This is a genomic window from Vogesella lacus, assembly GCF_979366295.1.
Genome location: NZ_CEETQT010000007.1, coordinates 34,142 through 48,165 on the forward strand (window position 1 = coordinate 34,142; position 14,024 = coordinate 48,165).

At 56.7% G+C, this 14,024-nt stretch carries 15 protein-coding genes; 10 read left to right on the forward strand and 5 right to left on the reverse strand.

Translation table 11 applies throughout. The features are described 5' to 3' along the window. Window positions 1-11 precede the first annotated feature (11 nt). From ACZ9W6_RS10135 to yacG, 5 genes are read left to right on the forward strand one after another with little or no spacing between them, the layout of a single operon-like run. The gene (locus ACZ9W6_RS10135; RefSeq protein ID WP_465191010.1) at window positions 12-1,229 is read left to right on the forward strand and encodes a type II secretion system F family protein; all 1,218 of its coding nucleotides are present in this window, start codon (window positions 12-14) and stop codon (window positions 1,227-1,229) included. Beyond that, window positions 1,226-2,083 (forward strand): prepilin peptidase, encoded by an 858-nt coding sequence (locus ACZ9W6_RS10140; protein ID WP_465191012.1) that lies wholly within the window; start codon window positions 1,226-1,228, stop codon window positions 2,081-2,083. Before ACZ9W6_RS10135 ends, ACZ9W6_RS10140 begins: the two co-directional genes overlap by 4 nt. Further along, on the forward strand, window positions 2,076-2,696 hold the full coding sequence (coaE, locus tag ACZ9W6_RS10145; RefSeq protein ID WP_465191013.1) for a dephospho-CoA kinase: 621 nt from the start codon (window positions 2,076-2,078) through the stop codon (window positions 2,694-2,696). Before ACZ9W6_RS10140 ends, coaE begins: the two co-directional genes overlap by 8 nt. Beyond that, window positions 2,668-3,468 (forward strand): cell division protein ZapD, encoded by an 801-nt coding sequence (gene zapD / locus ACZ9W6_RS10150; RefSeq protein WP_465191014.1) that lies wholly within the window; start codon window positions 2,668-2,670, stop codon window positions 3,466-3,468. Before coaE ends, zapD begins: the two co-directional genes overlap by 29 nt. 2 nt (window positions 3,469-3,470) lie before the next feature. Next, window positions 3,471-3,656: a DNA gyrase inhibitor YacG gene (gene yacG / locus ACZ9W6_RS10155; RefSeq protein WP_465191213.1), complete on the forward strand. Its 186-nt coding sequence runs from the start codon at window positions 3,471-3,473 to the stop codon at window positions 3,654-3,656. A 58-nt stretch (window positions 3,657-3,714) separates the two neighbouring features. Here yacG and ACZ9W6_RS10160 read toward each other — a convergent pair whose 3' ends face one another. Continuing rightward, window positions 3,715-4,956, reverse strand: coding sequence for an N-acetylmuramoyl-L-alanine amidase (locus ACZ9W6_RS10160; protein WP_465191015.1), 1,242 nt, complete (start codon window positions 4,954-4,956; stop codon window positions 3,715-3,717). Further along, window positions 4,917-5,402 (reverse strand): tRNA (adenosine(37)-N6)-threonylcarbamoyltransferase complex ATPase subunit type 1 TsaE, encoded by a 486-nt coding sequence (gene tsaE, locus ACZ9W6_RS10165; RefSeq protein ID WP_465191214.1) that lies wholly within the window; start codon window positions 5,400-5,402, stop codon window positions 4,917-4,919. The genes ACZ9W6_RS10160 and tsaE overlap by 40 nt, the downstream gene beginning before the upstream one ends. A gap of 43 nt (window positions 5,403-5,445) precedes the next feature. Here tsaE and queG point away from each other — a divergent pair, with 43 nt between their 5' ends. Then, window positions 5,446-6,513, forward strand: coding sequence for a tRNA epoxyqueuosine(34) reductase QueG (gene queG / locus ACZ9W6_RS10170; protein WP_465191016.1), 1,068 nt, complete (start codon window positions 5,446-5,448; stop codon window positions 6,511-6,513). Window position 6,514: 1 nt separating this feature from the next. On the opposite strand, the gene ACZ9W6_RS10175 is transcribed toward queG, so the two are convergent. Further along, window positions 6,515-6,934: a MaoC family dehydratase gene (locus ACZ9W6_RS10175; protein ID WP_465191017.1), complete on the reverse strand. Its 420-nt coding sequence runs from the start codon at window positions 6,932-6,934 to the stop codon at window positions 6,515-6,517. Between the two features lie 293 nt (window positions 6,935-7,227). On the opposite strand from ACZ9W6_RS10175, the gene ACZ9W6_RS10180 reads away from it, so the two are divergent. The 3 genes from ACZ9W6_RS10180 to ACZ9W6_RS10190 all read left to right on the forward strand — a co-directional run bounded on the left by ACZ9W6_RS10180 (window position 7,228) and on the right by ACZ9W6_RS10190 (window position 10,869). After that, window positions 7,228-7,977 carry an electron transfer flavoprotein subunit beta/FixA family protein gene (locus ACZ9W6_RS10180; protein ID WP_144372975.1) on the forward strand — a complete coding sequence of 250 codons (750 nt, stop codon included), beginning with the start codon at window positions 7,228-7,230 and terminating at the stop codon, window positions 7,975-7,977. Window positions 7,978-7,980: 3 nt separating this feature from the next. Continuing rightward, window positions 7,981-8,913 carry an electron transfer flavoprotein subunit alpha/FixB family protein gene (locus ACZ9W6_RS10185; protein ID WP_465191018.1) on the forward strand — a complete coding sequence of 311 codons (933 nt, stop codon included), beginning with the start codon at window positions 7,981-7,983 and terminating at the stop codon, window positions 8,911-8,913. A gap of 171 nt (window positions 8,914-9,084) precedes the next feature. Next, a complete protein-coding gene (locus ACZ9W6_RS10190) occupies window positions 9,085-10,869 on the forward strand; it encodes an acyl-CoA dehydrogenase C-terminal domain-containing protein (RefSeq protein WP_465191019.1) in 1,785 nt (594 codons plus the stop codon). A 63-nt stretch (window positions 10,870-10,932) separates the two neighbouring features. On the opposite strand, the gene ACZ9W6_RS10195 is transcribed toward ACZ9W6_RS10190, so the two are convergent. After that, entirely contained in the window at window positions 10,933-11,400 is a 468-nt protein-coding gene (locus tag ACZ9W6_RS10195) for a hypothetical protein (protein ID WP_465191020.1), read from the reverse strand. Then, the gene (locus ACZ9W6_RS10200) at window positions 11,397-13,190 is read right to left on the reverse strand and encodes a S8 family serine peptidase (RefSeq protein ID WP_465191021.1); all 1,794 of its coding nucleotides are present in this window, start codon (window positions 13,188-13,190) and stop codon (window positions 11,397-11,399) included. Before ACZ9W6_RS10200 ends, ACZ9W6_RS10195 begins: the two co-directional genes overlap by 4 nt. Before the next feature lie 238 nt (window positions 13,191-13,428). Here ACZ9W6_RS10200 and ACZ9W6_RS10205 point away from each other — a divergent pair, with 238 nt between their 5' ends. Continuing rightward, complete coding sequence (locus ACZ9W6_RS10205; RefSeq protein WP_465191022.1) at window positions 13,429-13,980, forward strand: type II secretion system protein N; 552 nt, start codon at window positions 13,429-13,431, stop codon at window positions 13,978-13,980. The last annotated feature ends 44 nt before the right edge of the window (window positions 13,981-14,024 follow it).

A 14,024-nucleotide genomic window follows, 5' to 3' on the forward strand; every position in this document is an offset into this window, starting at 1 on the left:
TAACTGCACTTATGGCGACGGCAAATAAGAAGCCAGCTTCATTTATCTGGGAGTGGGAAGGGCGTGACCGTGCAGGAAAGGTAATTCGTGGGGAAATCAGAGCCGAGTCAGAGACGGTAGCCAAGGCTCAGCTTCGCCGGCAGGGTGTGAATGTCAGCAAGGTAAAAAAGCGCAGGGCTTTGCTGGGGCAAAGAATTACCGAGAAAGACGTGGCCTTGTTTACCAGGCAGTTGGCCACGATGATGAAGGCGGGTGTGCCACTATTGCAGGCATTTGATATTTCGGCCAAAGGTCATAGTAATAGTGCGTTTACCCGAATATTGCTGGATGTTCGCAATGAGGTCGAATCCGGCAGCAATCTGGCGGATGCCTTTCGCAAATATCCGATTTACTTTGATAGCCTGTTTTGCAACCTGATTGCCGCGGGCGAGACCGGTGGTGTGCTTGATTCCTTGCTGGACAAGTTGGCCACCTATAAGGAAAAAATTATCGCGATCAAGGGCAAGATCAAATCGGCGATGATCTATCCTTCGGCAATTATCGTGACGGCGTTTGTGATTACCGCCGTCATTCTTATCTACGTGATTCCGGCTTTCAAAGACTTGTTCTCCAGCTTCGGTGCTGATCTTCCGGCGCCAACCCAGATTGTGATCATGCTGTCGGACCTGTTTGTCGAATATTGGTGGCTGATATTCGGTTCTATCGGTATTTCCATTTTTGGCTTGATTCATACCTATAAACGCTCGCGAAAAATGCAGATTGGTCTGGATAAGCTGTTACTGCGTTTGCCGATTCTTGGCGATATCGTTCGCAAGGCCACCATCGCGAGATGGTCGAGAACCTTGTCGACCTTGTTTACCGCCGGTGTTCCCCTGGTTGAAGCGCTGGAGTCTGTTGGCGGCGCTGCGGGTAATCAGGTTTATGCAGATGCCACCAAGCAAATTCAGTCTGATGTCAGTGCCGGTTCAACTTTGAACTCCTCCATGCAACGAACCAATCTGTTCCCGAATATGGTGCTGCAAATGACTTCCATTGGTGAGGAGTCAGGTTCGCTGGATGATATGCTGGATAAGGTGGCCGATTTTTATGAGGATGAGGTAGACAATGCCGTGGCCTCATTATCCAGCCTGCTGGAGCCCATGATCATGGTGATTCTGGGGGTGCTTATCGGTGGTCTGGTTGTTGCCATGTATATGCCAATTTTCAAGATGGGTCAGGTGGTCGGGTGATTTTTGCTGATCTGGTTTTGCTGCCAGCCGGTATTCAAATTGCGCTGGCTTTGATTCTTGGTTTGCTGGTGGGCAGCTTCTTGAATGTGGTGATCTACCGATTGCCGATCATGATGGAGCGGGCATGGCGTTGCGAGTGCAGCGAGCTGCTTGAGCTCCCTGAAGCAAAGCAAGAAAAGTTCAATCTGTTGTTTCCGCATTCAAGCTGCCCGGCATGTCATGCGCCGATCAGGCCTTGGCAAAATGTCCCCCTATTCAGCTATATCTGGCAGAAAGGTGGCTGTGCTTCTTGTGGGGTGAAGATTAGTATCCAGTATCCGGTGGTAGAGCTGGTAACCGGTCTGATTTTTGCGGTATTTGCCTGGAAGCATGGTCTGGATTTTGATTGGCTGATGTCCGTTAGCTTTTCCTCTTTGCTTATTGCCTTGGCCGTCATCGATGGTCAGACAAAACTGCTGCCCGATGATCTGACTTACCCGTTGCTATGGCTGGGAATTATTTACAGCCTATTGGGTGGTCCGGTTTTGCTGAGTGATGCCATCTGGGGGGCAATCTTTGGTTATCTGGCGTTATGGTCGGTTTATTGGCTGTTCAAACTGCTGACTGGCAAGGAAGGCATGGGCTATGGCGACTTCAAACTGTTGGCCGCACTGGGGGCATGGCTGGGCTGGCAGCTGATTCCGCTGGTTGTTTTGATGTCTTCTGTAGTAGGGGCAGTGGTGGGTATAGCCTTATTGCAGTTTGACCGTAGTCGCGCGGGGCAGAGTTTGCCTTTTGGGCCTTATCTTGCGACTGCTGGTCTATTGTCTTACTTGTTTGGGAACAGCATTGTTCAGTGGTACTGGCATGGTTAATCGGGTTGTCGGCCTCACCGGCGGGATTGGTAGTGGCAAGAGTACGGTCGCCAGATTGTTTGCTGAGCGCGGGATTCCTTGCGTGGATACCGATGTGATTGCCAGAGAGCTGACGGCAGTGAATGGTGCTGCTATTCCGTTGATACGTGAGGCATTCGGCAACGAAGTCATCACTCCAGAGGGGGCGCTCGACAGGGCGCGTATGCGTGAGCTGGTTTTCAGTGACGATGCGAGCAGGAAAAAACTCGAAAGTCTGCTCCACCCGGAAATCCATGCTCAAGCCAAACGTGATGTCATGACGGCTTTGCATGATGCACCTTATGTCTTGCTGGCAGTGCCCTTGCTGTTTGAATCCGGCAGTTATCAGGATTTTATTGCCTGCAGTTTAGTTGTCGATTGTGACGAAGAGATACAGCTTTCCAGGGTTCTGGCCAGACCGGGCCTGACAGAAGACGTTGCCAGAAAAATCATGTCTGCGCAGCTAGCACGTCACGAACGAGTCGCCAAGGCGGATTTGTTACTTGATAATAGCGGCGACTTGGCGCTATTGTCCGATTCGGTAGCCAGAATGCATTCGCATTTGCTTGCCAGATTTGGTTGCGGCCAACATTAACTTGCTTACTTTGTCAGGACCCCGCCTTGTGACTTGTTTTGAATTCCCGGTAACGGAACGATCTCGAACGCTTTTGCGCCTTGAACGGTTAAACCAGCGCCTTGATTACTTTACAAGCAAGGAACATGAGTTTGATCACCATGCGGCGCTGCTGGTGCTGTTCGAGATCATGGAGGCTGCTTCGCGTTCCGAGTTGAAGTCCGAGCTCTTGCAGGAACTTGAGCGACAAAAGCAGCTGGCAGAAGCGCTTAACGGGGATGAGGCTGGCGAGCGATTACTGGAGGAAATCGAGTTACTGACGCAGCGCCTGCTCGACAGGCACTGCCGGTTTGGCCAGCATTTGCGTGAAAATGAATGGCTGATGGCTATCAAGCAACGTGATGTGATGCCGGGCGGAGCCTGCCAGTTTGATCTGCCGTCATATCACTACTGGTTACAGCAAGGTGGTGATAGCCGGCGGTTGGACTTTGAACGCTGGACTAGTCCGATGCTGCCGATGTTTGATGCAGTCTCTCTCTTGTTGCGCTTGTTGCGTGCTACCGGCAAGAGCCATGCATACCAGGCCAAAAAGGGCATGTTCCAGCAAATGTCGGGTGGCAAGCAGGTGCAGCTGATCAGAGTCAGTTACGACGGTGGTTTGAATGTGGTGCCGGAAGTCTCGGCTAATAAATATGCGTTGAATATCCGCTTTGTTGATGCCGGCAATGGTAGTGCCAAGGTCAAGCAGAGTGTTCTTGATATTGATTTCAACCTGATTGCGTGCAAGTTCTGATGATGTCTGAAAACAAAAGGACGGTCGTATCCTGTCCTCAGTGCAAATCTGCGGTGGCTTGGGGCCCACAGAGTCCTTTTCGTCCATTCTGTTCCGAGCGCTGCAAGCTGATGGATCTGGGCGCGTGGGCTGATGAGCAATACAGAGTGCCTGCCACTCAGGCGAGTGATAGCTTCGAGCAGCCATAAGCCGGCAACCTGGAGGCGAGTCAACAAAAAAGGGAGCTTCGCTCCCTTTTTTGTTGTGTCACGTTCTGGCTAATACTGCCCCTTGGGCGAAGTAGTGTTTGACACCATTCATGATGGCCTCCGCCATCTGCTGCTGGAATCCGGGATCCACCAGTTTTTTCTCTTCTTCGATATTACTGATAAAAGCGGTTTCCACCAGGATGGATGGAATGTCCGGCGCCTTGAGTACCGCGAAGCCGGCCTGTTCGACTTTGGGTTTGTGCAAACGGTTAAGTCTGCCCATCTTGGATAGGACGGCAGTACCCAGCTTCAGGCTGTCATTGATGGTCGCTGTCTGGGTCAGATCGAATAGTGTATGGGCAAGATACTTGTCCTTGCCGCCAATCTTCACACCCCCAATCATGTCCGCATCGTTCTGGCTCTTCGCCAGCATGCGTGCCATGGTGCTGGTCGCACCATTCTCCGACAGGGCAAAAACCGATGAACCGTTGGCCGTACGGTTGACGACAGCATCGGCATGGACCGAAATGAACAGGTCAGCGCCGAGCTTTCTGGCTTTGGCTACCCTGACACCCAGAGGAATGAAGACATCCTCGTCACGGGTCAGGAAGGCGCGCATGTTTTTCTCGCCATCAATCAGTTTTTTCAGCTGACGGCTGATGCGTAGCACTACGTCTTTTTCACGAATGCCGCTTGGCCCGACGGCACCAGGGTCCTCACCGCCGTGACCCGGATCAATCACTACGGTAATGATGCGGTCATTGCCATTTTGTGGTTTCTTGCTGCCGGATGGCGTTTTTTGTTCCAGCTGGCCCTGGTTGTAGTCTTGCAGCAAGGCCAGTAGCGGGTCGTCCTGCTGATTGCTGGCAGGGTAGAGGTCAATCACCAGTCGATGCTGGTACTCGCCGATCGGCTTCAGGGCAAAGATCTGTGGCTTGACCTCATTACGCAGGTCAAATACCAATCTGACTGTATTGCCATTGAACTGCCCGGCACGTGCAGTCTGGATGAATGGATCTGCAGCCTGGATCTGTTTGCTGATGTCTTGCAACACACCAGCCAGTTGCAGATCTTCCAGATCAATCACCAGGCGATTTGGCTGGGCCAGACTGAAGTGTTTGTAGCGGATGGCCTCGTTGGCCTCGATCGTGATGCGGGTATAGGTGGATGATGGCCACACGCGCACCGCGAGAATTTGCGGCGCAGCAGCTACGCTACTGCGGCAGACCGTCAGAAAAAAGGTGGCAGCGGCAGCGCCGATCAGTTTGCGGCGAGTCGGGTCTTGAGGCAGGTGAGACATTGCTTTCCTGTTTCATTCAAGGCAGTTAACTGATACTTGCGACCATCATCATGGTGCGAGAGTTCCAGTATCAGATCGGCAGGTGGCAGACAAGCTGAAGCCTTGTCTGGCCATTCGATAATACAAACTGCATTGCTGTTCAAAAATTCGTCAAAACCGGCATCCAGCCACTCTTGCGGGTCGCTGAAGCGATATAAATCAAAGTGGTGCAACTGATGCGAGGTGAGCGAGTAACTCTCCACCAATGTGTAGGTCGGGCTTTTGACCCTGCCTGTATGGCCCAGGCCGCGCAGCAGGCCACGCGTGAGCGTGGTCTTGCCGGCGCCTAGGTCGCCGAGTAACTGAATCTGCATCTTGCTGGGCAGGCAGCTTGCCAGTTGTGTGCCCAGCTGCAGTGAGGCTGCTTCATCCGCCAGAAAACCCTGCAGTACGCTGATATTATCCATGGCCATGAGTGAGCAATCCGTTAAAAAACAGAATTATGGCCATTTGGCCAATCAAATCAAGCAGTGGGGCCGCGAATTCGGCTTTGCCGATGTGCGAATCACCAAGGCCGAGCTGCCTGCTGAGGCAGGCTTGCGCCTGCAGCAGTGGCTGGATGAGGGCATGCATGGCGAAATGTCCTACATGGAGCGCCATGGCCTGCTGCGGGTGCGGCCGCAAGAGCTGGTTCCTGGTACCTTGAGTATTGTGTCGGTGCGCATGCATTACTGGCCTGCTGAGTCGGCAGATGCGCATCAGGTACTGGCTGATGGTGAGTCAGCGTATATCTCGCGCTATGCCTTGGGACGGGATTATCACAAGGTGATCCGCAATCGTCTGCAGAAACTGGCCGAGCGTATCAAGAGCGAGATCGGCGAGTTCGGTTTCCGGGTGTTTACCGATAGTGCGCCGGTGGCCGAAGTCGCGTTGGCCGCGCAGGCTGGCCTTGGCTGGAAGGGCAAACATACCTTGCTGATCAACAAGCAGCAGGGCTCGCTGTATTTTCTGGGCGAGATTTTTACCGATCTGCCCTTGCCGGCAGATGAGAGCGAGGATGGGCATTGCGGCCGCTGTACCCGCTGCATCGATGTCTGTCCGACTCAGGCGATTGTTGCGCCTTATCAGGTAGATGCGCGACGCTGTATTTCTTATCTCACCATCGAGCTGCAGGGACTGATTCCGGCAGAAATGCGCAGCATGATGGGGAATCGCATCTATGGCTGTGACGATTGCCAGCTGGTGTGTCCTTGGAATCGCTTTGCCCAGATGGCCGGCGAGGAGGATTTCAAGGTGCGGCACGGCTTGGATAGTGTGACCTTGCTGACTTTGGCGGGCTGGAGCGAGCAGGAGTTTGCCAGCAAGATGGCGGGCAGCCCGATTTACCGTATCGGCTATGGCAAGTGGCTGTCGAATATCGTGATTGCGCTGGGCAATGGTCCGGCGAGTGAGGCGAGCATGCAGTGTGTGCAGGCTTTGCGGGCGCATGAGGATGCAAGAGTGAGTGAGGCAGCAACCTGGGCGCTGGATCAGCTGCAGCAAAGGTTGGCCGCAAGTGCCGCGGCCAACCTTGACTAGCTTAGCTTTCGCGTGAGGGGGCGATGACCAGCGATTCGCCTTCCAGCACGACTTTGCCTTTGACCAGGCACTGGGTAGTCAGCTTCACGCGCTTCTTGATGGGATCCAGCTCGCTGACCGTCACGCGGGCGGTTACGGTTTCGCCGATCAGCACCGGCGCCTTGAAGCGGGTTGATTGCGATAGATAGATGGTGCCATTGCCCGGCAGGCGGGTGCCGACCACGGTCGAAATCAGGCTGGCGGTCAGCATGCCGTGGGCGATGCGCGATTTGAACATCGAGTTTTCGGCGTATTCCTGATTGATGTGTACCGGATTGTCGTCACCCGACACCGCGCTGAACATCAGGATATCGGCTTCGGTAATGGTTTTGCCGTACTCGGCGCTGTCACCGATACGGATGTCCTCGAAGAAAACAGTCATGCTTAGCCCCTTGGTAATGCGTTTTCGCAATAAAGATATTCCCTGGCTGCCACTATATGGCAAGCGGCACTATGGCAATGTAATCAATTGTTGCACTGCGTGACAATGGGCTTGTTGCAGCCTGCCCAAGGCTTTGGAAATCGCGTAATATTGTCCCACCCCTGTTGTACTGCAATAATTTTTGTAGTCGATCTACCAATTAAACGCTCGTTTGATTTCGGTGAGCATTCCGTAGAGAATAGTCCCGTCTGATGACAGCTGTCTTAAAAGTTCAGAGAGTTCGCTGGAGGAATATGAAAGCTCTAGTCGCTGTTAAGCGCGTTGTGGATTACAACGTGAAAGTGCGCGTCAAGGCCGATGGCACCGATGTGGATGTGGCCAACGTCAAGATGTCGATGAACCCGTTTGACGAGATCGCCGTAGAAGAAGCTGTCCGCCTGAAAGAGGCCGGCAAGATTACCGAAATCGTGGCGGTTTCCATGGGCGTCAAGCAGTGTGAAGAAACCCTGCGTACCGCCCTGGCCATGGGTGCTGATCGCGCAATTCTGGTCGAGACCGATGCCGAGTTGCAGCCCTTGGCTGTCGCCAAGCTGCTGAAGGCGGTTGCTGATAAAGAGCAGCCACAGCTGCTGATCGTCGGCAAGCAGGCGATTGACGATGATGCCAACCAGACCGGCCAGATGGCTGCCGCCCTGCTGGGCTGGGGTCAGGGCACTTTTGCCTCCAAGGTTGACCTGTCCGCTGAAACCGTTGATGTGACGCGCGAAGTCGATGGCGGTCTGGAGACCGTCAAGCTGCGTCTGCCAGCCGTGGTCACGACCGACCTGCGCCTGAACGAGCCGCGCTACGTCAAGCTGCCAAACATCATGGCTGCCAAGAAAAAGCCGCTGGACAAGACCACGCCGGCTGATCTGGGTGTCGATGTGACCCCGCGCCTGAAGACCCTGAAAGTGGCCGAGCCTGCCAAGCGCTCTGCCGGTATCAAGGTTGCCAATGCCGCCGAGCTGGTAGCCAAACTGAAAAACGACGCAAAGGTGCTGTAAGCCATGGCTATTCTCGTTATCGCTGAACACGACAACCAGAGCCTGAAAGCAGGCACCCTCAACACCGTGACCGCCGCTGCCAAGCTGGGCGAAGTGCACGTCCTGGTCGCCGGTCAGAACGCCGCTGCTGCTGCCGATGCGGCCAAGGCTGTGGCGGGTGTCGCCAAGGTACTGCTGGCCGACAATGCCGCTTACGCGCATGGTCTGGCTGAAAATCTGGCTCCACTGGTGGTCGATCTGGCCCGTGGCTACAGCCACGTGCTGGCCCCGGCAACTTCCTACGGCAAGAACCTGCTGCCACGCGTAGCGGCCTTGCTGGATGTTGCCCAGATTTCCGACATCGTGGCCATCGAGTCTGCCGATACCTTCGTGCGCCCGGTGTACGCCGGCAACGTGCTGGCTACCGTGCAGTCTGCCGATGCCATCAAGGTGATTACCGTGCGTACCACCGCTTTCGAAGCGGCGGCACAAGGTGGTGCGGCCAACGTTGAAAGCGTGGCTGCTGCTGCGGATGCTTCGCTGTCGGTATTCGTTGGTCAGGAGCTGACCAAGTCCGATCGTCCGGAGCTGGGCGCTGCCAAGATCATCGTATCCGGCGGCCGTGCCCTGGGTTCGGAAGAGCAGTTCAAGGCCGTGATCGAGCCGCTGGCTGACAAGCTCGGCGCTGCGGTTGGCGCTTCGCGCGCTGCGGTTGATGCCGGCTACGCGCCGAACGACTATCAGGTTGGTCAGACCGGCAAGGTTGTCGCACCGCAGCTGTATGTGGCGGTCGGTATCTCCGGTGCCATCCAGCATCTGGCCGGCATGAAGGATTCCAAGGTGATCGTGGCGATCAACAAGGATGAAGAAGCGCCGATCTTCCAGATCGCCGACTACGGCATCGTCGGTGACCTGTTCACCGTGGTGCCTGAGCTGATGGCCGAGTTGTCCAAGTAATACCGCAGTACCCATACCAAAAAGGCAGGGCGGCAAACGCCCGCCACACAAGAAAGCCGGCAAGACCGGCTCGTCACTGGGGGAGTTGCCCGATGGGCAACGGCCACGCCATTGGCGGGCCTATTGCCGGCTTTTTTGCACGACGAACAGAGAATTCGAGGAGTTGTAGAGATGATTTATCAGGCACCGGTCAAGGAAATCCGTTTTGCCCTGAATGAACTGGCCGAGCTGGCTGCCGTATGCAGCCTGCCGGGCTATGAAGATTGTTCGGTCGAGCTGGTGGACGCCATTCTCGAAGAAGGCGCCAAGTTTGCCGAGGGCGTGCTGGCACCGATCAACAAGCAGGGCGACAAGGGCGCCAAGTGGTCGCCAGACTTCAGCGTGACATCGGCCGAAGGCTTCAAGGAAGCGTGGCAGCAATACGTCGAGGCCGGTTGGGTTGGCCTGCGTGCGCCAGCCGAATTTGGCGGTCAGGGCTTGCCGGCGCTGGTGGCCTTGGCCGCAGAAGAAATGTGGTGCTCGGCCAACCTGGCGTTTTCGCTGGCGCCGATGCTGACGCTGGGGGCAATCGAAGCGATCAATCACCATGCGTCTGAAGAGCTGAAAGCCATCTACCTGCCGCGCATGTCTAGCGGCGAGTGGACCGGCACCATGAACCTGACCGAGCCGCAGGCCGGCTCTGACCTCGCCCAGGTGCGCAGCAAGGCCGTACCGGTTGGCGACGGCAGCTATCAGATCAGCGGTCAGAAAATCTTCATTACCTGGGGCGAGCACGACATGGCGGACAATATCGTCCACCTGGTGCTGGCCCGTCTGCCGGATGCGCCTGCTGGCGTGAAAGGCATCTCGCTGTTCATCGTGCCGAAATTCATGGTCAATGCCGATGGCAGCCTGGGTGCGCGCAACGACGTTCGCTGCGTGTCGCTGGAGCACAAGCTGGGCATTCACGGCAGCCCGACTGCCGTGATGAGCTTCGGTGATGAAGGCGGCGCCATCGGCTATCTGGTGGGCGAGGCCAGCAAAGGCCTGTCGTATATGTTCACCATGATGAATCACGCGCGTCTGGGCGTGGGCATCGAAGGCATGGCGGTCTCGGAGCGCGCTTACCAGAAGGCAGTCGAGTATGCGCGTGAGCGGGTGCAGAGCCGCGCTGTCGGCAGCCCGGATCCGGCTGGTGTCGCCATCATCCGACACCCCGACGTGCGTCGCATGCTGATGACCATGAAGGCTCAGATCGAGGCACAACGCGCGCTGGCCTTCTACGCCGCCGCGGCACTGGATCGTGCTGCGCGTCATCCGGTCGCTGATGAAGTCACACGCAATCAGGCTCTGGTGAATTTCCTGATCCCTATCGTCAAGGGCTGGAATACCGAGCAGGCCAACGAGATCACCAGTCTGGCGATGCAGATCCATGGCGGCATGGGCTACATCGAAGAGACCGGCGTGGCGCAATACTGCCGCGATGCACGCATTACCGCGATTTACGAAGGCACCACCGGCATCCAGGCACTGGATCTGGTTGGCCGCAAAACCGCGGTTGAAGGCGGCGCAACGGCACGCTGGCTGCTGGCTGAGGTCAAGTCAACAGCTGCTCGTCTGCAAGCTGCCGGCATGCTGAGCCTTGCGGCCAACCTTGATATGGCGGTACGCGATGCCGAGCATTGCATTGCCTTCATCGTCGAGACTTTCAGCAGCAAGCCCGAGTTGGCCGCAGCCGGTTCGGTGCCCTTCCTCAAGCTGATGGGCATCGTGCTGGGTGGCTGGATGATGGGCAAGGCGGCGCTGATTGCCAAGGAGCAGCTGCAGGGCGAGGATGCCGACAGTGAGTTCCTGAACGGCAAGATCACCACGGCGCGATTCTATGGCGAACATCTGTTGCCACAGGTATCCGGGCTGGCTTATGCCATCCTGCATGGTGCGGACAGCGTGCTGGAGTTGCCGGATGCGGCGTTCTGATTTGCTGATCGCCTGAATGACAAAAGCCCCCGCGGGGGCTTTTGTCGTTTACAGCATCAAGGCTTACTGTGGCTGAGCCTCGTTGCTGACCAGCTCGATCTGGGCGTGGCGCACACGCTTGTCAGATTTCAGGCGGGACAACAGCGACTGTAGCTCGGCACTGGCAGGTGCCTCATACAGGATCACGCCGCGGGTGCGATAGCGCACGGTCACGCCGTAGTCCTTGGCAATGGCCGCCTCGTCAGCCGCATTGAACGGCTGTACCAGGATGTCACCGCTGACGGTCGAGGTCAGGAACTCCTGTGGCGATTCCAGTACGTCACCGCGGTACAGCGTTGTCGGCTGGGTAGCGAGGCTGCGGGCGCTGCGCTGCTGTACGGCAGGCTTGCCGGCTGGCTCGGCTTGCTTGTACAGCACCTTGCCGTTAATCACCACCGGCTTGCCTTCAGGCTTGGCCTGCAGCGGGTTGGCGTGGGCGGCCTGCAGGCTGAGGGCTGCGGCCACGAGAGTCGTCATCATCAGGAATTTCATTTTGTGCTCCGGTGGCCAAAGAAGCGGATGTACCAGTTGTTCAGTTTGCCTTCGGCGTTTGGCAGGCTGAATACCTGATCGGTGCCGCCGGTCGGGCGATAAACAAAGTTGTACACGCCACCATTGGTGTCGATTACGCGCAGGGTCCACTTGCCTTTGGCATTCTCGCCGTAGAAGTGGTTGGACAGCAGACGATGCTGATTCAGACCGCGCTTTTCAATCACCATGTGGTTACGTGGCGACAGCAGTACCGAGCGGGTGCCGGCTGGGGAAATCAGCTCGACGGCCAGATCGTTGACGCGGCCATGCTCGGCATCTACCAGTACCTGTACCGCTTCGACAGTCAGATCCTGGTCAAAGTTGTACGTGCTATCCACACCTTTTACATCGGCGTCAGGAATGGCGGTATTGGCATCAACCTTGGTCCAGGCAGTGATCTGCTGGGCCGGCAGCGGCGAGTTGTACTGCAGCGCGGCTTCGACAGCCTTGTCGACATTGATCAGACCAAAGCCATAGAACTGGTGGAATGGCAGACCGGCGGCGTTTTTCTGCCAGCCCGGAATGGCCTGATAGGTCTGGGCATTGCCATCCTTACCGGCGAAAGTCAGCGGTACGCCCGGCTGATTGGCATCGACCTGACGGGCAGTGGTCACCAGCAAATGACGTACATCACGCACATTCAGGGCAGGGTTGGCCGCCATGACCAGCGCGATCGAGCCGGAAGTGGCCGGCGCAGCCGAGGAGGTACCGTTCATGACTGCATTGAAATCGCAGTTCTTGTCCAGTGTGCTGCCGCCATGCAGGGTATTCACGTGCGGACGGGTGTTGACGTTGTAGCCCTTGTCGCAGCCGACCGGATCAGTCGTCACCATGGCTGGCGAGTCGGTGCCGAACTCGCCACCAGGCGCAGTCAGCAGGACGTTGGAGCCTACCGAGGTGTAGGACGAACGGACACCATCAGCGTTCAGCGCAGAAACAACAACGTTCCAGTAGTTGTTATTGGTCGACTCGATGTTGGAGTCATTGAACGGCAGACCTTCGTTACCGTTGAAGCCGCTCAGGCGGCCACCGCCAGCAGCAACACGCTGATAGCCGTTACCCGCCGACTTGACGAAGATGGCGCCGCGGCCAGCATGGCTGAAGCGGGTCACGTCTTCGTAGGCTTCGTCATACAGGCGAACAGTCAGGTTCTCGGCGGTGTTGCCGCTACGCGATACCAGCGGGCTGGAGCCATAGCTCTGGTTGAACACGCGCACATCGGTGAAGGCTTCCAGCGGACGATCGCCCGGGCGTTTGCCGTGGGAGTGCATCCAGGCTTCCAGCGTCTGGGCGTTCAGCCAGTTGTAGCCTTTCAGGCCGGCACGCGGCGCGATGCCGCGACCGCCGATGCCGTTAAAGCCGACAGCCGCCGCAATACCGGCGACCGAGGTGCCATGCGGCGAGTCAGGCGACGGATCGTTGGTGTTGTTGACGAAGTTGTACGAGCCCGGAACCACATTGCCCTTCAGATCCGGGTGGTTGATCTCCATGCCGTCGTCGATCACGCCGATGGTGATGCCGGTGCCGTAGATGCCACGCTGGTGGGTGAAGTCCAGGTTCAGATCGATACCCTTGACGCCGGCGCGCTGCGAGAAGGCAGTCTGGCCGGTGTTTTGCAGATACCACTGCTGGCTAACCAGCGGGTCGCCCGCCCGCAGGGTGTAGTAGCGGTCTTGTACAGGTGTGGCCGCCTGGCTGGACATTGCTGCCATCGCCAGAGCAACGGCACCTACCGTCACGCGAATGTTCATGATTTTTTCCTCTATCTGTTTTGTCTTTCCGCCTCGCAAGCGGAAGCCGCAGCATAATGTGTTTCCTCAGGCTTGATAAGAACAAAATTTCACAAAATTACAAACAAATGAAATTATATGTTTGTAATTTGATTTATAAATTAATAAAATATCATGAATATGATTATTGGCAATAAGACAAGTTGTCATCCGCAGGCAGTGCGATTACTCTCTGCACTTCGATTTTGGAGGGGGTGTGATGACTGCATGGCAAAAGCTGCGAGCGGCCTCAGGAAAGTTCGCATGGCTGTTACTGCTGTTGGCAAGCTGGCTTGCGGCCAACTACTGGTGGTGGCGAGCACTGCCGGGGCCTGATCACACCCAAGCCGAAGTGCAGGGCATGCCATTGCCGCAGGCCGTACAGCTGTTGGCAGGGCAAGCATGGTTTGGTCAGGCACAAGTCGCCATGCAGGCGGCCCCGACCATCCAGCTGCTCGGACTGTTGGGCGGGCAGGCGGGCAGTCCCGACGATTTCGCCTTGGTGGCGGAGGATGGCGTCAGCAAGACTTTACGTCTGGGGCAGAGCACCGCCAGCGGCTGGCAATTGCAGCAGATACTGGCCAGCGGGATTGTCTTGGTCCGGGATGGCCAGCGTCATGAGCTCTTGTTGACGCGCAATGCGATATCCGCTGGTGGTGTGTTGTCGCCTGACGCGGTCACGGCTGCGTCGCCGGGCCAGCCAGCCATGGCACCCCAGCAGACCAGCCAGCCACCGGTTGCCGTACCGCCGGCAACCTTGTTGCAAGATTAGAATGCCCTGCCTGCAGGGGATGGGGACGCTGGTACACGCGGGTG